23 protein-coding genes are annotated in these 20,456 nt (G+C 42.2%); 5 read left to right on the plus strand and 18 right to left on the minus strand.

Annotated features, from left to right (window positions below; genetic code table 11):
• Positions 1-35 precede the first annotated feature (35 nt).
• From BLP52_RS03910 to BLP52_RS03930, 5 genes are all read right to left on the minus strand, one after another.
• Positions 36-395, minus strand: a complete 360-nt coding sequence (locus tag BLP52_RS03910; RefSeq protein WP_091708876.1) for a helix-turn-helix domain-containing protein — start codon at positions 393-395, stop codon at positions 36-38.
• 109 nt (positions 396-504) lie between these two features.
• Complete coding sequence (locus BLP52_RS03915) at positions 505-2,151, minus strand: tRNA uridine(34) 5-carboxymethylaminomethyl modification radical SAM/GNAT enzyme Elp3 (protein ID WP_091708877.1); 1,647 nt, start codon at positions 2,149-2,151, stop codon at positions 505-507.
• Positions 2,152-2,173: 22 nt separating this feature from the next.
• Positions 2,174-3,208, minus strand: coding sequence for an AAA family ATPase (locus BLP52_RS03920; RefSeq protein WP_091708879.1), 1,035 nt, complete (start codon positions 3,206-3,208; stop codon positions 2,174-2,176).
• Positions 3,209-3,219: 11 nt separating this feature from the next.
• A complete protein-coding gene (locus tag BLP52_RS03925) occupies positions 3,220-4,917 on the minus strand; it encodes a preprotein translocase subunit SecD (protein ID WP_091708880.1) in 1,698 nt (565 codons plus the stop codon).
• The gene (locus BLP52_RS03930) at positions 4,914-5,816 is read right to left on the minus strand and encodes a protein translocase subunit SecF (protein ID WP_091708882.1); all 903 of its coding nucleotides are present in this window, start codon (positions 5,814-5,816) and stop codon (positions 4,914-4,916) included. The genes BLP52_RS03925 and BLP52_RS03930 overlap by 4 nt, the downstream gene beginning before the upstream one ends.
• A gap of 115 nt (positions 5,817-5,931) precedes the next feature.
• Here BLP52_RS03930 and BLP52_RS03935 point away from each other — a divergent pair, with 115 nt between their 5' ends.
• Positions 5,932-6,393 (plus strand): deoxycytidylate deaminase, encoded by a 462-nt coding sequence (locus BLP52_RS03935; protein WP_091708883.1) that lies wholly within the window; start codon positions 5,932-5,934, stop codon positions 6,391-6,393.
• Here the strand turns inward: BLP52_RS03935 and BLP52_RS03940 are convergent.
• The 4 genes from BLP52_RS03940 to BLP52_RS03955 all read right to left on the minus strand — a co-directional run bounded on the left by BLP52_RS03940 (position 6,379) and on the right by BLP52_RS03955 (position 10,435).
• A complete protein-coding gene (locus tag BLP52_RS03940; RefSeq protein ID WP_394328624.1) occupies positions 6,379-7,137 on the minus strand; it encodes a coenzyme F420-0:L-glutamate ligase in 759 nt (252 codons plus the stop codon). The genes BLP52_RS03935 and BLP52_RS03940 overlap by 15 nt on opposite strands.
• Positions 7,138-7,393: 256 nt before the next feature.
• Positions 7,394-8,188: a helix-turn-helix transcriptional regulator gene (locus BLP52_RS03945; protein ID WP_091708884.1), complete on the minus strand. Its 795-nt coding sequence runs from the start codon at positions 8,186-8,188 to the stop codon at positions 7,394-7,396.
• A 435-nt stretch (positions 8,189-8,623) separates the two neighbouring features.
• Positions 8,624-9,085 (minus strand): Hsp20/alpha crystallin family protein, encoded by a 462-nt coding sequence (locus tag BLP52_RS03950; protein ID WP_091708885.1) that lies wholly within the window; start codon positions 9,083-9,085, stop codon positions 8,624-8,626.
• A gap of 144 nt (positions 9,086-9,229) precedes the next feature.
• Complete coding sequence (locus tag BLP52_RS03955) at positions 9,230-10,435, minus strand: cofactor-independent phosphoglycerate mutase (RefSeq protein ID WP_091708887.1); 1,206 nt, start codon at positions 10,433-10,435, stop codon at positions 9,230-9,232.
• Between the two features lie 106 nt (positions 10,436-10,541).
• Between BLP52_RS03955 and BLP52_RS03960 the strand changes: the two genes are divergently transcribed.
• The 4 genes from BLP52_RS03960 (at position 10,542) to BLP52_RS03975 (ending at position 14,650) form a co-directional block, all read left to right on the plus strand.
• Complete coding sequence (locus BLP52_RS03960) at positions 10,542-11,828, plus strand: hypothetical protein (RefSeq protein WP_091708889.1); 1,287 nt, start codon at positions 10,542-10,544, stop codon at positions 11,826-11,828.
• Positions 11,829-11,942: 114 nt separating this feature from the next.
• Positions 11,943-13,355: an aspartate kinase gene (locus BLP52_RS03965; RefSeq protein WP_091708891.1), complete on the plus strand. Its 1,413-nt coding sequence runs from the start codon at positions 11,943-11,945 to the stop codon at positions 13,353-13,355.
• On the plus strand, positions 13,352-14,356 hold the full coding sequence (purM, locus tag BLP52_RS03970; protein WP_091708893.1) for a phosphoribosylformylglycinamidine cyclo-ligase: 1,005 nt from the start codon (positions 13,352-13,354) through the stop codon (positions 14,354-14,356). The genes BLP52_RS03965 and purM overlap by 4 nt, the downstream gene beginning before the upstream one ends.
• Positions 14,357-14,371: 15 nt before the next feature.
• Complete coding sequence (locus BLP52_RS03975; RefSeq protein WP_091708895.1) at positions 14,372-14,650, plus strand: DUF1894 domain-containing protein; 279 nt, start codon at positions 14,372-14,374, stop codon at positions 14,648-14,650.
• A gap of 25 nt (positions 14,651-14,675) precedes the next feature.
• Here the strand turns inward: BLP52_RS03975 and BLP52_RS03980 are convergent, their stop codons facing one another.
• The 9 genes from BLP52_RS03980 to mtrE form a co-directional block, all read right to left on the minus strand.
• Entirely contained in the window at positions 14,676-15,242 is a 567-nt protein-coding gene (locus BLP52_RS03980; RefSeq protein WP_091708897.1) for a hypothetical protein, read from the minus strand.
• Positions 15,243-15,431: 189 nt separating this feature from the next.
• Positions 15,432-16,388 carry a tetrahydromethanopterin S-methyltransferase subunit H gene (mtrH, locus tag BLP52_RS03985; RefSeq protein WP_091708898.1) on the minus strand — a complete coding sequence of 319 codons (957 nt, stop codon included), beginning with the start codon at positions 16,386-16,388 and terminating at the stop codon, positions 15,432-15,434.
• Between the two features lie 17 nt (positions 16,389-16,405).
• On the minus strand, positions 16,406-16,642 hold the full coding sequence (gene mtrG, locus BLP52_RS03990; protein ID WP_091708900.1) for a tetrahydromethanopterin S-methyltransferase subunit MtrG: 237 nt from the start codon (positions 16,640-16,642) through the stop codon (positions 16,406-16,408).
• A 1-nt stretch (position 16,643) separates the two neighbouring features.
• Entirely contained in the window at positions 16,644-16,871 is a 228-nt protein-coding gene (locus BLP52_RS03995) for a tetrahydromethanopterin S-methyltransferase subunit F (RefSeq protein ID WP_091708901.1), read from the minus strand.
• A gap of 1 nt (position 16,872) precedes the next feature.
• Positions 16,873-17,601 carry a tetrahydromethanopterin S-methyltransferase subunit A gene (gene mtrA, locus BLP52_RS04000; RefSeq protein WP_091708903.1) on the minus strand — a complete coding sequence of 243 codons (729 nt, stop codon included), beginning with the start codon at positions 17,599-17,601 and terminating at the stop codon, positions 16,873-16,875.
• Position 17,602: 1 nt separating this feature from the next.
• Complete coding sequence (locus BLP52_RS04005; protein WP_091708904.1) at positions 17,603-17,917, minus strand: tetrahydromethanopterin S-methyltransferase subunit B; 315 nt, start codon at positions 17,915-17,917, stop codon at positions 17,603-17,605.
• Positions 17,914-18,723: a tetrahydromethanopterin S-methyltransferase subunit MtrC gene (mtrC, locus tag BLP52_RS04010; RefSeq protein WP_091708906.1), complete on the minus strand. Its 810-nt coding sequence runs from the start codon at positions 18,721-18,723 to the stop codon at positions 17,914-17,916. The genes BLP52_RS04005 and mtrC overlap by 4 nt, the downstream gene beginning before the upstream one ends.
• Positions 18,724-19,434 carry a tetrahydromethanopterin S-methyltransferase subunit D gene (gene mtrD, locus BLP52_RS04015; RefSeq protein WP_394328627.1) on the minus strand — a complete coding sequence of 237 codons (711 nt, stop codon included), beginning with the start codon at positions 19,432-19,434 and terminating at the stop codon, positions 18,724-18,726.
• A gap of 5 nt (positions 19,435-19,439) precedes the next feature.
• Positions 19,440-20,354, minus strand: coding sequence for a tetrahydromethanopterin S-methyltransferase subunit E (gene mtrE, locus BLP52_RS04020; protein WP_091708909.1), 915 nt, complete (start codon positions 20,352-20,354; stop codon positions 19,440-19,442).
• Between the last annotated feature and the right edge of the window lie 102 nt (positions 20,355-20,456).

A 20,456-nucleotide genomic window follows, 5' to 3' on the forward strand; every position in this document is an offset into this window, starting at 1 on the left:
AAATATGCAGAAAGAAGCATCTATGTCATCATATATTATTTTTTCTTTAAGCTATCGTTAATACGGAAATAGACTTTTCTTCCTTCCCTGTATTTACGTACATGGTTCATCCTGACAAGCTGGTTAAGGTAGTTACTTTCAACTGCTCTCTCTTTATTTGTTATCTTTGAGATCTCATCTGCCGTTGCAGGCCCAATCTCAAATAGGGTTGTTGCAGTTGTCCTTAAATGATCAGGAAGGGATAATAATGTAATCACATCCAGGGAATCAGCCATGATTCTTTCTTTTTCAGTGATCTGCTCATCCCTGTTCTCGACCTGCACTATAAGCTTATCAAGTTTGGAATTTATATCTTTTAAATTGGTGACAATTTGTTCTAGGAGTTCAGAGTCCAATTTTTTGTCTCCTGCATTTAATCATCAGAATTTCTCAACCTATTCTATATTTGTTTGTATATACAACTATCCGTCATACTTACTAATAAAACTTTCTGGTCAAGTCTTATTACAAGCTTTTCATCATGTATGATTTTTCCAGTTCGTAACCTGCTTTTCTGTAGTATCCCCGAACTCCAATTCCACTGATAATTGCAAGTTTACTGAATCCGGCATCTTTTGTAAGCTCTTCAGCATGCGTAATTAGCTCTCTTCCATAACCTTTATGCTGCCAGTCGTTTCTGCCAGCTTCTTTTCCTACAGCTACGGTTGAACCGTATATGTGTAGTTCTCTTACAAGAGCTGCATCAGAAAGCTCTTCACGGTGTGGTCTTGCCGGGAACCGTAATCTTAAAAATCCTATTAGTATATCCTTTTTAATGTCTTCAAAGGCAATAAAGTGTTCCTGCCCTTCACAACATTCATATGACTCGACAGTAAGCTCTATGTTGTCTATGTCTGGTTCATTTCCTTTTAGTATATTATGTCCAACTTCACGGCATCTGATACAGCGACATTTTCCTCCATGTTCTTCCAGATATTCATTTGCAAGCTGTCGTATGTTGCTTTTTCTGACGCCTGCAAGTATCTGAGGTGAGGGTATGTCTCTCTGTATGCGCTGTAATCTGACCCATTTAGGGATAAAGGATTTTATCTCTGAAAGCAGTAACGTTGCTTCATCATCACCAATAGCCTGATACTTTCCTTCCTTCCACATCTGGTGAAGCTCAGTACCTTCTGTGACCAGTGTGGGATATATCTTCAGGTAATCAGGCCTGAATCCAGGTTCGTCAAAAAGGCGTTTAAAGTTCCTGATATCTATTTCCACATCAGTTCCAGGAAGTCCCGGCATCATGTGGAATCCGACCTTCAGGGCACTATCTCTTAGTATCCTGTTAGCCTCAATGCTTTCAGCAACGGTATGACCGCGCTTCATTCTCTCGAGTATGAAATCATAGGTGCTCTGGACACCTATCTCTACCTTGGTGGCACCAAGCTCAAGCATCTTATCAATGTGATGTGTTTTCGCCCAGTCAGGACGTGTCTCAAAGGTTATTCCGGTGTTCCTTACCTCTGCATTCTCATTTGCCTTCTGGACGTCCTCAATGGTGTAATATGGTATTGTCCTTCCAATTGGATTCACATTCTTTCTCCATGAATCTCCGTAAAAGTCGTTCATAGCTTCGAGGCAGCGTTTTGTATACCATTCCTGATAGTCTATTGACCTGGCGGAAAAAGTGCCTCCCATGACTATCAGTTCGGCTTTTTTAACCTCATGCCCTATCTGCTTTAACTGGGTCAGTCTGTTTGTTACGATCTTATAAGGGTCGTATTCGAACTGTATGGCTCTCATGGTAGATGGTTCTCTTCCCATGTAGCTCTGGGGTGAATGGAATTCAGAATTAGGGCCGCCTGGACACGGGACGCATATTCCGTGAGGGCATGGTGCAGGTGATGTCATTGCAGCGATCACAGCTACACCTGAAATTGTGCGGACAGGTTTGCGTTGAAGGACAGACCTTACGATTTCCTGCTCATTATCATTTCCTGATATAATGATGTCCGCATTCTTGGGCAGGGTCGAAAGACGAAATTCCTTTGCTATTTTTTTCTTGGCATTATTGAGCTCTTTCTCGTCATTGATGCTGCCATCAAGTACCATGTCAAGTATCTTACGACATGCCGCTTTAAAGTTAGTTTTTTCGTTATCAGTCATGGATCATCAAGCTGGATTTTTCTTAGCACTGCTGGCAGAATCCTGCAACCAGTGCCTCAAGCTGTATTCTTTCATTCGCAGTTTCTGTAAGATAAAGATCAGTGTCAGCTATCTTTGTGACCCATCTGGCAATAATGTCATCAGGTTCGTTTGAATTAATGGTAGCTTGATGTAGCTGCAGCAGGATCTCCTGACCGGACAATCCTTCTCCGAGAATAAGCTCATCAATATATTTCCTGGCTTCAAGAATATTCTTTCCAACCATGGACTCAAAGAGCTTGTTAATGTTTTCAGATTGCTCTCCAAGGGTTGCATCATATATCTGCTGAGGTCCGATCTCATTGCAATCCGGCATAATGGATGCTGTCTGCAAAGTGTTAAGTGCTCTGGCAACATTGCCTCTTGCATGATATACAAGTGCAGCAATGCCATCTGTACTAACATTAAGTCCTTCTTTTTCCACAACTTCCGAGATGAACTTGATCATTTTATCATCAGAAACGTGTGTGAAAAAAAGTTGCAATCCTCTGGATCTTAAAGGAGTTATAAGTTTTGAAGGCTGTGTTGTAGAGAGAATAAAACGGCAGGTAGTTGTGTATTTCTCCATAATTCTCCTCAGAGCATGCTGGGAATCAGAGTTAAGTGATTCCGCATTGTCAATGAATATTATCTTATAGTCAGCATCCACAGGTGCCATGCTTGCATACTCATTGATCACCTCTTTGAAGATGTGGATCACGCTACTTGTGATCTTTTTAGGATCATCGGTTCCTATGATGCGCAGGAATCTCTTATCACGCACAAGGTAGCTTTTACCCTGTTCAAAGAAATCAGACGCATTGAAATAAGCCAGGTTCCGCTCGTAATCTTCCTCGTATAGTTCAAAAGCAAGTGCAAAGGCTGTACTTGATTTCCCTGAGTTCTCCGGACCGTGGAACACGAGATGAGGAAGGTTGTTGGACATGGCCAGTTTCCTGATCATGTCCAGGGATTGCTCGTTACCGATAATCTCATCAAATGTCTTTGGCCGGTATTTTACAGTCCACAGGTCCTTCATTATATATCTCCTTATTCGGCTTCAGTTTCTGCTCCTGCTGCAAGTACTTCATGGATTACCTTGCCGTAAACTGGTCTTGCGATAAGTATTCCTATCAGGACACCAACAATTGTTGTAATTGCAAATCCTTTCAGGCTTCCAAATCCCATGACCACCAGTGGTGACATTGCAATAATGGTCGTTGCAGCTGCTGCAAATATTATTCCGAATGCTTTTGTTATCCTTGAAAGATAGACTTTTCTTGGAGGGAGTTTTCCTTCGTACAGCACTTCATCGGTAATGATCACAAGATGGTCAATACCTGTTCCTATGGCTGCTATGATACCAGCGATACTTGCAAGGTCAAGTTGCCATCCGATAGCTGCTGCAAAACCAAGGATCATTATTACTTCACTGATGGAAGTGCTGACCATTGGAACCAGTATTGCAGGCTTGTTGTATTTCCTGAAAACGACGAATGCAACCGCCAGAAGTGCGATCAGTCCTGCGATTACAGCCTCTTTTTTGAATTGCTGTCCAAGGGATGCATCCACATGTCCTGAACCCATTAGTTCTACGTTAACAGGCAATGCACCTGCACGCAGGTGTATCTGCAGTTCCTCTGCCGTTGTCTTGCCATCTTCATCGGTACCTGTTGATGCCTGCCATGAGTATATTGGTGCCTGTTCCAGTTTTGATGCTGCTGAAGAGCTGAGTGGTGCACTGTAAACCTGATTCTCATCAAGGTACATCACAAGATTATGTGACATTGGATCCTTTGTTGCTCCCGTTTCAATGGCAATTTGCTGGAGTGCCTGTGCGCCGGCATCGTCCAATGTGAAAGGTACGTACCATTGTCCTGCATCTTCATGATATCCTACAATGCCCACAGATTGAATTTCATCACCATAGAGAACATGCTTTGATTCATTGCCCTGTGTGATGATCCTTATCTCGAATTTACCTGGCTTCTCTGCAATATTCTTGGCTGTTGCAAGGTCAATTCCTGCAAAGTCAATAAGGATGTAATCGTCACCAACTGTTTTTACAGGTATATCCTTAAGTCCGAGGGAATTGAGCTTGTCACTGAGGATTTTCTTTGTAAGATCTCTTGTTTCGGTTGTAACTCCTTCCTTGTAGACCGGATTTCCATTGATGTCAGTTACAATAGAACCACCAACCTTTTCCATCATAGTTTGAAGCTCTTCCTGTGTGATGGCGGTCCTTATCTCGTATTCCACACCGTCGGAAACAAGTGTTGGAACTACTTCTGTTTTCAGTTTATCTTCAATGTATGTACTGATGAGCGTTTCCTTTGAGGAATGAAGTTCTACCTGAGTTAGATTGTTGCTTCTTGTGATTGTACTCTGGCCAACACCAAGCTGGTCTATCTGGTTATTGGTAAGCAACGAAGGTGATGTGAAAGTAACTGTAACATCATTAGCTCCTTCATTCACCGATGTAATAGTAACGTCTTCTGCAAGATTGATATTAACTATTTCTTTTACAAGAAGGCCGCTGTCAGCATCGAGCTGTGCAACTGCACCCTGAAGCTTCAACTGAAGCCAGGAACCGCCTTCAAGGTCAAGTCCGTAGTTTAGATTGGTTGTGAATCCATCATTTGAGGTATACCAGGGGTGTATGAATATTATAGAGCCAAGTATCGCAAGAATGAATACTATCACTCTTATGTCTTTTAAGAGACTTTGCTGTTTTTCATCGCCTCTCATGCTTTTCTCCTCCTTGTGCCGACATTTGTGACGTGCCACCTGAGGATTGATGTGTTGAGCATCCAGGTGTTCATCAAATCTGCTACCAGTCCGAAAATGAGGACAATAGATATGTTTGAAAGAAGGGTGATCTGTGAGAATGATGGGCTTATCAAGTAGGAGAATGTTGATACAAAGTACATTGCCACAAGCGCTGCAAGTGTTGTAGTTGTCATTGTGACACCTGTATGCATTGCATTGCTAATGTTCTCCTGCGGGGTTCCACGTCGTTTCAAAACCCTTGTTGTAAGCAGAATGTCACTATCTACTGAATAACCAATGAGCATCAGAAGAGCTGCAACTGTACCAAGGGACAGTTCGATCCCTATAATGTTCATGAATGCTGCTGCGATAATAATATCAGAGAATGCAGAAAGAACTACAGCTACAGATGGTACAAATGTTTTGAAAATCAAAAAGACAACAATTGCCATTCCAATGAATGATACAATAACTGCTCTTACGGCTTGTTTCTGCAGGCTTGCACCGTATACGGGTCCTATCTGATTGATCTCAACATTATCATAGGAATCTATCACATCACTTGTAAGTTTTTGTTGCAGTTCGTCACTCATAGGCCCAAACTGCATAATAATACGTGATCCGGCCTGTCTGACGTCGGTGATAGGGTAATCTGCATACTTCTGCTGCATGGCTGTCACACTTTCCTGACTCGCCATTGAGATCATAGTTCCGCCTTCAAAATCCATTCCAAGCTTTACAGGTGATCCGCTGCTTGCAAAAGTGATTGCAAGTATAATTAATGAAATAACAAATACAGCGAGCGGTAATGCTGCAAGCTGACGATCGTTATGTTTTCTAACAAAAGAATCTAAACGTTCAGTCAAACCGACTTCCATGTTTCTATGCTCCAGAAATAATAGCTTATGAATTTAGTCTATATAAGCAATTGAAATTGATAAATACACTCTTACACTACAACTTATATATACCACTTACTGCTTCATTTAAACGATGACTGAAAGGCCAAGTATAGATGAGTATTTTCTTGAGATAGCTACGGTTGTGGCCAAACGCTCCACTTGCTTGCGAAACCGGGTTGGAGCTGTGATTGCCAGGGATAAACGAATACTTTCTACAGGTTACAATGGCGCACCGAGAAATATGGATCATTGCCTTGATATAGGCTGTATCAGGCAGCAAAATAATATTGCTTCAGGCACCCGTCATGAAAAGTGCCGTGCGGTACATGCCGAGCAGAACGCTATCATTCAGGCTGCCCTTCATGGTGTCAGCACAGATGGTGCCACACTTTATTGTACACATCAGCCATGTATACTCTGTGCAAAAATGATTATCAATTCCAATATTAAAAAGGTTGTTTACATCCAGCCTTATCCGGATGCAGACTCGCTTGTTTTCTTTGAGGAATCCGGTGTAGAGGTGGTAAACATCCCCATATCAGACTTTGCTTAAACTGCGAAGTCCTTTTTTAATTATATCCTCGCGGTCACTGCGGTACATTTCCTGAATGGATGCCTCTTCTGCCCTTAGTTCCAGTCCTCTTATTATCACTACAGGATATCCGCCGTCACCTTCTCCCATGAGCAGGTTCGCAGCTCCTGCGATCTCATCTGCAATTGCCTCTTCTGTGATCTCGAGGGTGTTTCCAAACAGGTCTTTCTGTCCTTTCCAGTTCTTTACAGGATGTATCTTGTAAACACCAATGGCAATTCCGGTCTGTCCTATCTTAAATGCTCTGCCGTTGGTATCTGTGAGTATTACGCTGATCTTCTTTCCAGTGATATGCTCGATAGCCGAACCGATCTTAGACGTGCTTTCATCCGGACTTGATGGCAGGTCTGCAAGGTAGCCAATATCAACATTTGATTCATCGATCCCTGCTTTGATGCAGACGTGTCCGTTATGTGTTTCTACAAGAAAGATTGGATGATCGACCAATACTTCCTTACTGCGGTCAAGGACAGCCTGTATAAATCTTGCATCAAGGTCATGCTTTGAGGCAATAGCCAACGCCTTTTCTCCGGGGATGATGTCTTCAAGTCTGAACATCCTACCTTCTGCCTTGGCAACAATTGTAGAGGCTATTACAACAATATCATTGTCTTCTATGGTGATGTTTTCACAGATGATCGATGCAATATCATCCCCTTCTTTTATGAGGGGAATATTTTCTACAGTATATACCTGCATTTTCAATTTGAGATTCTCCAGTATGTATGATTGGTTATGTAATCGTGAATAATACTCTTATATTAATTAACAATGCTATGTTAAATTCATACAAGTTTAATTTATATATGAATCATATAATATTCTACGAATAGGGAATGGATTATTGAAGTAAGTGCAAGTTTCAATCTATAAAACTACCAACCAACCAACCAATCACACATTGAAGCAAATCTTAACTTTATGTACTTACTTCCCATTCTATTACGGCTTCAAACACTATTCATTCTATTTTTAAAAGTGGTACGGATTTGATGAAATAGTGGTCAAAAAGTTCATTTCCCCAGTTAATAGCCTCCGGATCATCAGATATGAGATACCTTGGGTCGTATATTTCATTAAGGGTCAAGAGTCTCAACAAAATAAAATCTTCTGCCATTAGCACGGCGGAAACTTCCATTTTATGTGGGTATATGTAGAAATTGATATTAGGATATTGAATAAGTTCTTTAAGTTTTTGTTTTTCCTCTTCGATGAACTTTGTCAGGACTTCTTCAGTTATAACAAATCTGAATTCTGAGCCGTTCTTTGCATATTTAGTAAACAATGAAGAATATTCTGAGTGGTAAAATGATGCTAAAGAACATATCTTTTGAGACTTGAGGCAATTTTTGATTGCGACCTTACTTAAATCCAGAGCTTCATGTAAATCTGGTTCTATAAGTGCACAATTTTTTAGTTCTCTCATTCGATAAAAAAGTTCAGGTGGTATGAAGTCTATATTGTGATTTAAAAGATAGTCCATCTGTTTTTCGAGGGTCTCAAGGGTACTGAGCAATGGTTCCAAGTCACTTACTATGAGTTTCCCATATTTAGAAAGAGCATATGTATCCTCTTTTTCATTTTTCGTTATCAAATGAGCTTCATCTAATATTTTCATTTGTGGAAGTAGCGCATTTCTGCTAACATCCAGTTTTTGCAAAATAGTGGACATTCTAACCGGTCCGTTTTTCAGGAGCAACAATACATCCTTTCGCTTTTCAGATCTGCTAATAGTTTCGATCAATGCTTTTCTCATTAATAATCATTCTCTTGTATGAATGGCTTATCTTTTCTCCATATTTATTGTACAATTGTAATTATTTAAAGTAAGAACTAATTCGTAAATTACTCTGACTTCAGTATGAGCCAACCACACCTTTAAAACCTATCTAAAAAACTAGGTTTGTACTATATAAGTGTATTGATATCGTTATATATTCTGACCACTTTTGAACTTTTTCGCTAGCTAAAATCTATAGCTAAAATCTATTATTCTTGTTTTTTGTCAGAGAAAAGTAATATACTATATTTGCGTTGTACTTTTTTGCGGTGATGATGACAGTTACCCCGACTGAGCAAAGGATGATGATATTTCTAACTGATGCCGCAATCTGAAACTATCGAATAAAAAATCAAAAACGGGGTAATCAAAAAAAAGAAGGCCGAATGGCCGGACATGGATCAAAAATCTCTATTCGATCATTATCCTGCGCTTTTCCTCTATCTCTGCCTTTGGCATTGTGATGGTAAGCACACCATTCTCAAGCTTTGCACTTGCTGCGTCTTCATTTACCATTGATGGAAGGTTGAATGCTCTTGCAAACCTGCTGTAAGTTCTTTCACGCATAAGGTAACCTTCTTTTTCCTCTTCTGATTCCTTGTGCATGTTAGCTTTGATCCAAACTCTATTGTTTCGTATGTCTATGTCAACATCCTCTTTGCTGACCCCGGGAAGATCTGTTGTGACGATTATATTGTCATCGTTCTCTTTGATATCAACCAGAGGAGAAAGAGTACCTATGTCCATCATCTCCGAACTCCGCTCTCTATCTCCGAACAAACGGTTAAGACGCTCCTGCATTTGCCTCATGTCGTCAAATGGGTCCCATCTTGAGGCTGTTGATGGTGACCATGGTGTAAGTCCAAACTTCATTTTACCACTCTCTTGCTTATATATAGATGGAACTATCCGGAAAACAGATACTCCCACAATAAATAATATCTAAATGGTTCTATATATATATGATGAGTGTTTTTGTCACTCGGAAAAAGAATACAAGAGGCGTTGTGTAGTGGGTTATTGAGCCCACTCGCCATCAATAAGTTTTCTCACAAGGTCTGCTGCATAAACTGTTCCAAGAGCACCTTTCTTTACAGATTCCTCATTGAATGCATCTGCATTATCAAATGCTGTTTCAGATGTACAATAGATAGCTACTGGAATAGGGTTGGATGTGTGAGTTCTCAGTGCAATTGGTGTTGGATGGTCAGGAAGTACCATAATGGTTACGTCTTCTTCCATTTCCCTGGCTGCTTTAAGAACTGTGCCTACAACTTTCTCATCGAAGTCTTCAATAGCCTGGATCTTTGCATTCATATTACCCATGTGTCCTGCTTCGTCAGGAGCTTCCACATGCACGAAAACAAAATCATGGTCTTTGAGTGCATCAATTGCGTATTCCGCCTTTCCAAGATAGTTCGTGTCAAGATATCCTGTTGCGCCAGGTACTTCAATAACATCAAGTCCTGCATAGATACCTATACCTTTAACAAGGTCCACTGCTGATATTATGGCTCCCTTGAGTCCGTAAAGTTCGCCAAAAGGTGTGAATGCAGGTGCGTATCCCTGTCCCCAGAGCCATATGGAATTTCCAGGATTCTTACCTTCCTCAATTCTCTTGAGGTTGACAGGATGATCTTTAAGTATTTTCATGGACTTTTCAGTTAACTCACAGATAAGTTCGCTGTCTTCGCCTTTTGGCATATGCTCGAATCTGTTCTCATCGATCACGTCATGCGGAGGCACGCACTCGGTGTTTGCTCCGAGTCCTTTCTTACCTACCATAAGGTGACGGTAACTGATTCCCGGATAAAATTGAACCTTTTCATCTCCAAGCTCTACATCAATTATTTCTATAAGTTCTTTTGCTTCCTCGTTGGTAATGTGTCCTGAACTATAGTCAGCTATCATGTCATCTTTGATGGTTATCAGGTTACAACGGAAAGCGACATCGTCCTTTTCCAGTTCCACTCCCATGCTTGCAGCTTCAAGCGGTGACCTGCCTGTATAGTACTTTTTCGGATCGTACCCTACAATTGACATATTGGCCACATCGCTTCCCGGATGCATGCCTTCCGGAACAGTCTGTGCAAATCCCGCCCTGCCACGTTTGGCAAGGTAATCCATGTTGGATGTGTTGGCTTTCTGAAGAACTGTCATGCCATCAAGTTCCTCAAGAGGCTCATCTGCCATGCCGTCTCCGATGAGTACTACATATTTCATATTATCACCTATATTAATAGAAATCAATAAAAACCATAAGACAGTAATAATGCCATGAAAATGGTAGAAGTCCTGTCATTTTATTGGTTCTATGAGTGAGGTTTCGATGAAATATATACATTTTGTAATTATCTCTGTATGTATCCTTTTGTTATGCGTGTCTCCCGCTTCCGGTGTGAGAACAAAGACAATGATCCATTATTCGGAACCTCAGGTTACAGTACAGGATGAGATCTTCCTTGAGCAAGGTTATTCTTTCAAAGTGCTGGATATGAATAGCAACAGCGGTGATATCTGGATCGAACTCTACCTGAACGGGGAAGAAGTAGAGCTTGATAACAATTTTGCCAAGGAGAACGAACCACTCGAATACGTTCGCTCGGTAGTTGAAGATGAAGATGATGGAGAAGGGACGGAAGTAGACTATTTCATCCTCAGGATAACTCCTGAAGGTGATGTGGATGAAGAGAACGGTGTGGTGTATTCCACTATTTATGTTGAGCAATATATGGACCCGGTTGAAGATGTGGAGGATTATCTGCTGCTTGACAAAAGTTATTCGCTGAAATTGGATTCTGAAATGGAATTGTCAGATCTCTATACTCTGGAAGCTACAGACGTAGACGATGATAAAGTCACTCTTGAACTGAAGCTTAATGGAAAACTTCTGAAGGAGGATGATGTAGGGGAAGATGAGTATTTCTACTATACCGTTTACTCTGATGGTAACCCTGAAACTCTTTTTCTTGCCAACTTAAAAGCTTTTTTTGAAACCGATGATGAAGTATCTGTATTCCTGAATCATGTCTCGTTGAAACAAAGTCAGGTAACCACTTCAGATGAAGTTCTTGATGGTCTGGATATTGATGTATCCTCGCCTGTGGATGAAGGGCTCAAAGCCGGAAGGATTGCAATTGTCAGTTATTCTTTGAACGAGTCATTTTCAGAAGTACGTATTCTGGTGGACGGTGAAGTTCTGGATACCAGATATAATGTAAGTCCTGGTGTATACAAGGCTGTAAGCGATGAAATGGATGCGGGTATCCACAAGGCTACTCTTGTAACTATAAATAATGATGAACCTTCATATTATTCAGAGGATTTCTCTGTATCAGTAAATATCAAAGATAATATCACAGAGTCTATTGTCCAGTTTGCAAACACAGCAGCAACCGAGATATCAAAAACCTATAATCTGACATCGAACATGTCCGGATCGGGTGACTCTATTAAAGAAGCGTCAGTAGACTCAGAAGAGCCATCCGGATCAAAGGAGGCGGGTAGCTCCCTGCCCTCATGGACTTCATCTACAGGAGTGTCAAATGCTGTATCTATCATTGTCACAGCAGGTGTTTTCCTGTTATTCTTTACGTTCTTTAATAAGTTCAGGTAAGCCAATAAATATTCTTCTATTGATACTTTTTTAGAATATAGGTTTACACATAATCTTTATATTACTCTTTATTGTTTATAGACGCAATTAGCTGACAAACTAAAGGGTTGTATCATGAGAATCGTAATGAAGTTCGGCGGGACTTCCGTGGAAAACGGCGAAAAGATCCGACATGTGGCAGAACTGTTAAGACAGTTTCACATGGATGGTAATGAACTTGTGGCAGTGACATCTGCGCTCGGTGGCGTTACAGATGGTTTACTGAGCACGGCAAAAGATGTATCAAAGAACGGAAAAGTTAGCCAGGTAAAGGAATTCATTGCAGATCTCCGTAAAAAACATTATGATGCAATTAATGTTGCAATTGATGACGATAATATCAGGTCAGAATGTGTTGAGGTAATAGACAGTAGGGTCGATGAGCTGGAAAAGGCTTTGATCGGTATCTGCTATCTTGGTGAACTCACAAATCGGTCCATTGATTATATTTCTTCATACGGCGAACGTCTTGCTGCTCCTATTGTAAGTGGTTCTATTCGTTCACTTGGCACTCCATCAAAGGCATTTACTGGTGGAGAAGCAGGTATCATCACAGATTCAAATTATGGTGATGCCAAACCTCTGGAGGATAGCTATACCAGAGTTCATGAAAGACTGTGTCCTCTGCTTGCAGACCATATTCCTGTTGTGACAGGTTTTATCGCCCAGGACAAACAGGAGATAATTACAACTCTTGGAAGAGGCGGCTCTGATTTCTCTGCATCCATAATCGGTGCTTCAATTGATGCTGATGAGATATGGCTGTGGAAAGAAGTCCATGGAATACTGACAACTGATCCAAAGATCGTAGCTGAGGCAAGTCCGATTCCCCAGATATCCTATATTGAAGCCATGGAGCTTTCATATTTCGGAGCGAAGGTGCTTCATCCAAGGACTATTGAGCCTGCTATCAGGCATAAGATCCCGGTACGTGTGAAGAACACATTTGAGCCGGATTTCCCGGGAACTCTTATTGTTGCTGAGCAGCAGTGCAGAGAGGATGTCGTTAAGGCTGTAACTCTCATTAACAAAGTTGCACTTATCAATATAAGTGGTGCAGGAATGGTTGGCACCATAGGAACGGCTGCAAGGGTTTTTTCCGCACTTGCAAATGCCGGTATTAACATAATCATGATCAGTCAGGGTTCATCTGAGGCAAACATGTCACTGGTGGTCAATGAAGATCATCTTGAAGCAGCAGTTGGAGCGGTCAGATCTGAATTCACAACCAATGTTGTGGGTGATGTTGCCTATGACCGTGATGTATGTGTTGTAGCTGTTGTCGGTGCAGGCATGGATGGCATTCCGGGAGTTGCAGGAAAGGTATTCAATTCACTTGGAAAGGCCGGAATAAATATTATTATGATCAGTCAGGGTTCATCACAGCACAATATTTCTTTTGTGATAAGTTCCAAACAGGCGTTGGAAGCAGTTAAGACCTTACACAGTGAATTTGAACTTGACAAACAATGCAGGGGATTTCAATGAAAGATAAACACCTTACGTATGCAGAATCTGGGGTAGACATCGAAAAGGAAGAAGTGACCATTAAAGCACTCACAAAGGGAATGGACTATAGGCGTGAGGGTCTGGGTGCACCTTTGACCGGCATAGGTCACTACGCCGGACTAATCGATTTTGGGGAATATGCCCTAGCCCTTGCTACGGATGGTGTCGGCTCAAAGGTTCTCATTGCAAATGAGATGAAATGCTGGAATACAGTGGGAATTGACTGTATTGCAATGAATGTCAATGATCTGCTTGCAATAGGTGCAGAACCAATATCATTTGTGGATTATCTTGCACTTGAGAAACATGATGAAGATTTCGCCGCACAGATCGGTGAAGGCTTAAGAAAAGGTGCAGAGATTTCCCGTATGTCTATAGTTGGCGGCGAGACAGCAACACTTCCAGATATTATAAATGGTTTTGATCTTGCAGGAACTTGTCTTGGTATGGTCAGGAAAGAAAACATCATCACAGGAGAAAAAGTTCAGCTTGGGGATGCAATTGTAGGTATTCCTGCTGACAGTGTTCATAGTAATGGCTATACTCTTGTGAGAAATATCATGGAACAGTCATCATACTCTTATCATGATAAGTTCCCATACAATGAATCCACCACAATTGGTGATGAACTTCTTATCCCAACAAGGATCTATATGGAAGTTCTTGATGTCATAAAAGAATGTGATGTTCACGGACTTGCTCATATAACAGGCAGTGGTCTGTTGAAACTCAAGAGGGTTACAAGTCTTGGATTTGATTTCTACGATCCGATCGAGCCAAACGATATTTTCAAGTTCCTCCAGGAAGAGGGTAATGTCGATGACTTTGAGATGTATAAGACCTTCAACATGGGAATGGGCTTTGTCATTATTCTGCCTCAGGATCAGGCAGAGAAAGCTGCAAGCATGACCGGCGGTAAAATTGTTGGACGTATCACGGAAAAAGGTATTAAAGTTGGCAACCTTGTAATGGTAGAATAACCAGTAGGTAATATCATGGCCTGTATTAATGACATTCCTTTTGAGATCCTTATAAAAGGTGCTACTCCTTCACAGTCTGAGAAACTTATTCAGGAAAAGTCCGATACAGTTTACCATGTACCTGGCGGTTACAGGCTGCGTGGTGTTGCACTGATGGGGGATAATATTCCGGTGGGTGTAAAAGGAGATGAGGTTTTCTTCCAGTTCATCAAGCCATGTTTTGGTATTTTTGTTCTCAGGGTTGCTGATGCTGCAGATATTGCAGAACAACTTAAAAAGGATTTCAAAAAGTAACTTACAATTGTAATTAAATTATAAATTATAATTTGCTCTTTTTTGCAGTTTTATTTATCCATTTAAGGAATTCTCCTGAGGGGAATTCATGGATTGTTGTGGCAATTATCCTTCCTTCTCCAAGTTCTTTTACTACCATTAGAGGATTGCCTTCATCACTTCTGAATATGACATCACCATCTGTTTTTGTGAAATAACCGTCAAATTCCACTTCAGAACACGTATCTTGAATAATACACTGGGCTTCATGCTCTTTTTCTTTGCAAATGTGGGTTACCTGGTATTCTTGCTTGTAGTTCAGTTCCATTGGTAGCCATTTGTATTCATATTCAGGTACTGCAGGGCTGAATATTACGAGATTTCCTCCTCCTCTTACAAATCTCTCAAAACTTTTTCCATTTCTCTCAATACCTGGTAATATGTTGGTATATGCTTTATTTGCAAATCCTGTTGGGATTACAACACATCTGCATGGAGGAATAAAAGGTGTACCAATAGAATCGGATACAATTCTCTGGAATTTGATATCATGCTCTTTAAAAAGTTTCTCAAATAACAAAGGGTTATCCCATACAAGCATTACCTCGGTCATGCTTGTTGATAGTATTTGTTTCCTTAATTATTTTCTGCTATTGAACATGTCCAAATAATACTGTTTCTATTCTAACGTATTTGTAATATATCTTATTTTTATGTGCAGCTGCGGGTTTGGAAAGGATTTGAATTATACCTGCGGCTCCTCATTTTTATTTTGGAGAAAAAAGAAAGAAAAAAAGCTGGTTTAAACCAGCTTGTTGATTGGGTGGTTCTCGTCCATGATCTCAAGGCCGAGTTCCTTTGCAGTCTCTGCAAGCATAATGTCAACCATTGCTGTTGCAGGGAATACTTTGTCAGTGTTCTCGATTGGACCAAAGAGCTGGAAGTTTGAACCGAGTACCTGTGGGACAAGGTTTGTTCCGATATCAGCTGGCATGTAGATTGCCTGCTTCTCTTCTCTGGTTTCGAACTGCTTTTTGTATGCCTTCATCCAGTCCCATGCGGAAGCCATGTTGTGGTATCCACCACCAACAGGAAGTCCGAGGTGTCCCTTGATTGCAATTACTGCTCTCATGGATGCACCGGAACCTGCTCCCAGTGGGGTTGCTGCTACGTCGATAAGTGGCTTTGTGATTCCACATTCCTTTGCTATCTCGAGCATACCCTTCTCCTGACCGGTACCACCGGATTCAAGGATCTCAAGCTTGCCCTTTACGCTTGGGTCTGTTGCATTGAATGCAAGTACAATAGATGCAGTGATGTCGCTGTCCCTGATAGCCTCTATCTCGTCAGCGTGAACACTGGCATTGATGGAGTTGTAGATAGCCCTGTCAGCTACACCGATCTCTGTTACGTACTCTGCTGCTGCTGCACGAACGTCGCCAGCGGATGAGTCAATAAGGAATGGTGTCTTGTCATCAACATCTACGAACCAGTCGATGTACTTCTTGATTGCTTCTGGGGTTTCTCCGACGATCTGGTTTACTATTGGGTTACCTGTGACTTCGCCCATGTCAACCATTGCCTGCCAGAGTTTGTTTGCAGCATCTACATCGAAGACACCTTTGTCTTCATCGGTCACGATCTTGTGCCTGTTGTAGAACATTGTTCCTACAAGTACTGTGGGGTATTGTCCTGGCTGGCCACCGAATTTGACCCCGCCTACCTCATATACTTCTTGCTTCTTGTCAAATTTGAACATATGAATAACCTCTTATTTTAAATACCGAGCATAGGTGCAAGGAACAGTACATAAAGCAGGAATATGATTATTCCGGCAACAGCTCCGTAAAGTATTCCTATGTCTCTTCCAACTTTCTTACCAATACGCTGTGCAACTTCACTGTTTACGAACTCGATCTTCTCATCAATCTTGTTGAGTTTATCAAGTACAGCCTGGAAGTCTTCCGGGTCTGTGACCACACTTGGTACCCTGTCGCTTCTGTCTTCGGTCATTTTACATCACCTTCCAAGCGAACATAGGGATGATAACTACCATTACGATTGCAAATATGAATCCTGCAATGAATCCAGCTACGCCTGTTGCGGAAACACCAGAGTCAAGTTTCTGGTTTCTTGCAATAAGCTGGGCTCTGTAACGGATGTCTTCGACTACAGCTTCAATGGCTCCCATCTGGGGAGTAATTACCATTGGTACGCCTTTTCCATATTCTTCTTCTGCCATATCACTGACCTCCGAACAGTAGCATTCCTAAAAGTGATAATGTGATTGCTAGACCGATCATTATACCTTCTACCTTTCCTGCGTGTACACCGGAGTGGAATTTGTTGAGGTTACCGATTGTCATCATTTCCTTGTTGATGCTCAGTATCCTGCTTCTGACGGTTGCAAGTTCAGCTGCCATTGGCTTAAGTCCGCCGGCTTCCCCTTCGTCGTCTCCGCCGGCTTCTCCTACTTCAAGGACCAATGGATCAGCGTCGAAGGCTCCGGGGTCTTTGGATGCGTATTCCTTGATCTTTGAAGTAATGGCACTCATGTCTTCGGTACCGATGAAATCGATACATTCGACCTGTTCCTGGAATCTTGCGATTGCTTCATCTGAAAGGTTCTCTACATAAGGGATAGCACCTGATGCACCGACGATCCTGTTGTCTTTGATACCATTCTTGTGGATCATGACAATTGCTTCACCGGTAATGTGACCCTTTACTTCAGAACCTGTTACTAGGAGGAATCTGATGTTCGGGTTGGATATTATGTGTGCAACAACTTTCTCAAGACCAAGGTTCTCAGTTTTACAAGGACCTGCTATACAGGCACCTGCATCCAGCATTGGACCGGCTGAGAGGTGTGAACCACATGTTACTACTGCAACACAGTTATTGACATCGCCAACATCGTATTCACCTTTAAGGATTGGCCATCCGCTTGCTGGTTCTCTTTTATCTGCCATTTCACATCACTCCTAATGCGCTCATGACAAGGAGCATAACTCCTGCAACACCAAGACCTACTACTACTCCGTAGAATGTGTTACCATAGAAACCTGCACTGTATGAGGTGTTCTCACGACCTGCATATGAGTTCATGAGTGGTTTGCTTGGTGACAGGGAGTTGATGAGATCATCGGCTATTTTGTCAAGTTCGTCAAGCTGTTCCATTATAGGATCCATTGAATACTGGATTATGTCTTCTCTCTCTTCAGCAAGAAGTGAGGTGAGTGGGTCCAGTACAAGGTGTGCCTCGGGGGCTGCGTGTACCATGCTCATTCCAATTCCTCCTTAGAAGGCAGCATTCCAGCTCCTACAACATCGTATGCGTCTCTCTTTGTACGGTCGTAGAATCCACTGAATGCTACGTACCAGAGTGCGATTCCGATAAGGATTGTGAGAGCACCTGATGCATTTGGATTGGTTGTTGCAACAATTCCTGAAACAATCATTGCGATTGCACCCTTTTCAACTCCTACCATGAGTGTCCTGTCCTGTGTCTCATCCGGACCAAGACATGCGTTGAATGGGTGAAGGATTGCCAGACCACCTGCAATGAATATCACTGCTATGTATCCGGTAGAGATTACCTGGCTGAGTACAACAGGGAAATCAAATGTTCCTGTCATTGCAATTGCAAGTCCGATAATTGTGATCGTACCTGCTGTTGCAATCTCTGTCATGGATACTTCCATGATAGGAATTCCCATACTAAGTACTTTGTTTGCGAGTACACCGATCATAAGACCAATGATTGCTGCCGTGACCAGTGCGATTACCGGTCCGGCAATGCCGCCTACTGCAAGTCCGAATGTTGCTGCAATAACTCCCATACCAAGTGCAAGCATACCGATTGAAGGTACACCGGTACCAAGGCCGTAACTTGCTACTCTTCTAACTGCTGCTGCGCCCCATACCATGCCGCATATTGCGCCAAGGGCACCGATGAAGGACATATACTGTCCGACCATACCTACGAGGAAGTATGCTCCGTATATTCCTATAAGTCCGCCTAATACACCGAAGGCGATTATGTTATTCTGTGGAATTGCCTCTGCGGCTGCTCCACTTCCGCCTGCTGACATTTACAGACCTCCTATTGCAAGTACACCGATAAGTGCACAGAAGAATGTTGCTATTAAGGATGCGAGAACTGCCTTTGGGAATCTCTTGAACTTAGGGTCGTGGAAACCTTCGATAGTTCCTCCAATGTTATAGGATGGAATTACTGCGTTCACAAAGAAGATACCTACTGCGAAAACACTGGCAATACCTACAAGGTCTGCGAGTGGAAGTCCGTTCTCAACGCTCATAAGTGCGTAATATACAAGTGAACCGCCGATACCACCAAGGGCACCACCGATCACACCACTTACAAATGATACGGTTGGAAGTCCGTGACCCTCAGTACCCTGTGATACATAGAGATCCTGCCTGTCCTTTGTAATAGGGTCGTACTTTACCTTTGCTGATGCTGGAGGACATCCGACACCATATACGTAAACCCATGTTCCTACGATCATTGTTACAGCCATCATAATCATTGCGCCGACTGCACCGGCTGCAATTACAAGTGCTGCACTGCTTGTTATTTCCATCATTGCACCTGCTGTCACAAGTCCTGTAAGACCTGCACCAGCTGCGAGCTGTACGGTACCAGTTCCGATACCAGTTGCCTGTGCCATTGCTGCTGGAGCACCACCTACTGGTACGAAGTGAACACTCCATGAAATTAATACTCCACCTAATGTGATCAAGATCACGTAGAGTATATTCTGCATTAAAATTCCTGCAATATCGATCATGCAGCCACCTCTGCTTCTGCCTCGTCTTCCTTGTATGTTCCAAATGCAGCGCGAGCAGCAACTTCCATGTTCCTGTTCCACAATATAAGAATAAGTACAATAATTACACCTGCAAGGACTGAAACCCAGCCGATTGCATCTCCTCTGCTTGGGTCAAAAACAGCTGTGACCCAACCACTGAGGAATACGGTCATTCCAAAAGCAAGACCTGTTACAGGTCCACCGAACTTTGCACAGAACCATGAGTTGTCGATACCGTTTCTAAGACCGGACTCTGCTTTTCTCACGATGTTACCGGAGTTTGCAGCGTTAAGGCCTGATCCAAACTCGACAGCCTGGAATTCACGCTCTGCACCGTAGTGTACATCACCAGTTGATGAGCCGATAGCACCGACAGTGATTCCCCAAATGAATGCCAGAAGTGGCAGTGGGAATGGGTGTGCCAATACAGCTACCATAAGATATGATACCACAAGGATACAGAATGTTGTGATAAATGAATATCCCATGATTACGGGTGTGTGGCTTCTAATTATATCTAAATAAATTGGTTGTTTAAAACGTTTCTGACTTGCTGATCTACCTAAATATGATGTTACTGAATATGTACCATGTATTGCTGCAGCGACAATTGCTCCAATAGCCAATGCCAGAGCAGCAGATGCACCAGTGGTCATCAATACGGATGCGGTGGTTCCACCGATTGCACACATAAGTGCGTTTGATGGTGGTTCACCAGAAACAGCTTTGTTATAGATCCTGTGTGGATACATCATCTGGGGCGCAAGTTGCACTTGAGAGTTTGGGTTACTCTGTGACCCTACATCTGATTCAAGGTCTTCAGAGGCACCTGCAATAGTTGCGGCTGCTCCCATAAGTGCCAGTACGCCCATACCTGTGAGCGGTTCCATTCACATTTCCTCCTTTTTGTGTTGTATAATTAAGCGTAAATCGTGCCAAAATTACAATATTCCAACTTCGAATATTTTATCATAATTAATATGGCGTAGACT

It is taken from the genome of Methanolobus vulcani (assembly GCF_900100715.1).
In the GTDB taxonomy this organism is placed as follows: Archaea; Halobacteriota; Methanosarcinia; order Methanosarcinales; family Methanosarcinaceae; genus Methanolobus; species Methanolobus vulcani.

Coding starts and splice junctions, on each gene's coding strand:
- BLP52_RS03950 (WP_091708885.1), bottom strand. CDS start 9,085: ATGAAGTTTGGACTTACACCATGGTCACCATCAACAGCCTCAAGATGG.
- BLP52_RS03920 (WP_091708879.1), bottom strand. CDS start 3,208: ATGAAGGACCTGTGGACTGTAAAATACCGGCCAAAGACATTTGATGAG.
- mtrC (WP_091708906.1), bottom strand. CDS start 18,723: ATGTCAGCAGGCGGAAGTGGAGCAGCCGCAGAGGCAATTCCACAGAAT.
- BLP52_RS03930 (WP_091708882.1), bottom strand. CDS start 5,816: ATGGAAGTCGGTTTGACTGAACGTTTAGATTCTTTTGTTAGAAAACAT.
- BLP52_RS03935 (WP_091708883.1), top strand. CDS start 5,932: ATGACTGAAAGGCCAAGTATAGATGAGTATTTTCTTGAGATAGCTACG.
- BLP52_RS03915 (WP_091708877.1), bottom strand. CDS start 2,151: ATGACTGATAACGAAAAAACTAACTTTAAAGCGGCATGTCGTAAGATA.
- purM (WP_091708893.1), top strand. CDS start 13,352: ATGAAAGATAAACACCTTACGTATGCAGAATCTGGGGTAGACATCGAA.
- BLP52_RS03960 (WP_091708889.1), top strand. CDS start 10,542: ATGAAATATATACATTTTGTAATTATCTCTGTATGTATCCTTTTGTTA.
- BLP52_RS03995 (WP_091708901.1), bottom strand. CDS start 16,871: ATGGCAGAAGAAGAATATGGAAAAGGCGTACCAATGGTAATTACTCCC.
- BLP52_RS03975 (WP_091708895.1), top strand. CDS start 14,372: ATGGCCTGTATTAATGACATTCCTTTTGAGATCCTTATAAAAGGTGCT.
- mtrA (WP_091708903.1), bottom strand. CDS start 17,601: ATGGCAGATAAAAGAGAACCAGCAAGCGGATGGCCAATCCTTAAAGGT.
- mtrH (WP_091708898.1), bottom strand. CDS start 16,388: ATGTTCAAATTTGACAAGAAGCAAGAAGTATATGAGGTAGGCGGGGTC.
- BLP52_RS03980 (WP_091708897.1), bottom strand. CDS start 15,242: ATGACCGAGGTAATGCTTGTATGGGATAACCCTTTGTTATTTGAGAAA.
- BLP52_RS03955 (WP_091708887.1), bottom strand. CDS start 10,435: ATGAAATATGTAGTACTCATCGGAGACGGCATGGCAGATGAGCCTCTT.
- BLP52_RS04005 (WP_091708904.1), bottom strand. CDS start 17,917: ATGAGCATGGTACACGCAGCCCCCGAGGCACACCTTGTACTGGACCCA.
- mtrE (WP_091708909.1), bottom strand. CDS start 20,354: ATGGAACCGCTCACAGGTATGGGCGTACTGGCACTTATGGGAGCAGCC.
- mtrG (WP_091708900.1), bottom strand. CDS start 16,642: ATGACCGAAGACAGAAGCGACAGGGTACCAAGTGTGGTCACAGACCCG.
- BLP52_RS03945 (WP_091708884.1), bottom strand. CDS start 8,188: ATGAGAAAAGCATTGATCGAAACTATTAGCAGATCTGAAAAGCGAAAG.
- BLP52_RS03965 (WP_091708891.1), top strand. CDS start 11,943: ATGAGAATCGTAATGAAGTTCGGCGGGACTTCCGTGGAAAACGGCGAA.
- BLP52_RS03925 (WP_091708880.1), bottom strand. CDS start 4,917: ATGAGAGGCGATGAAAAACAGCAAAGTCTCTTAAAAGACATAAGAGTG.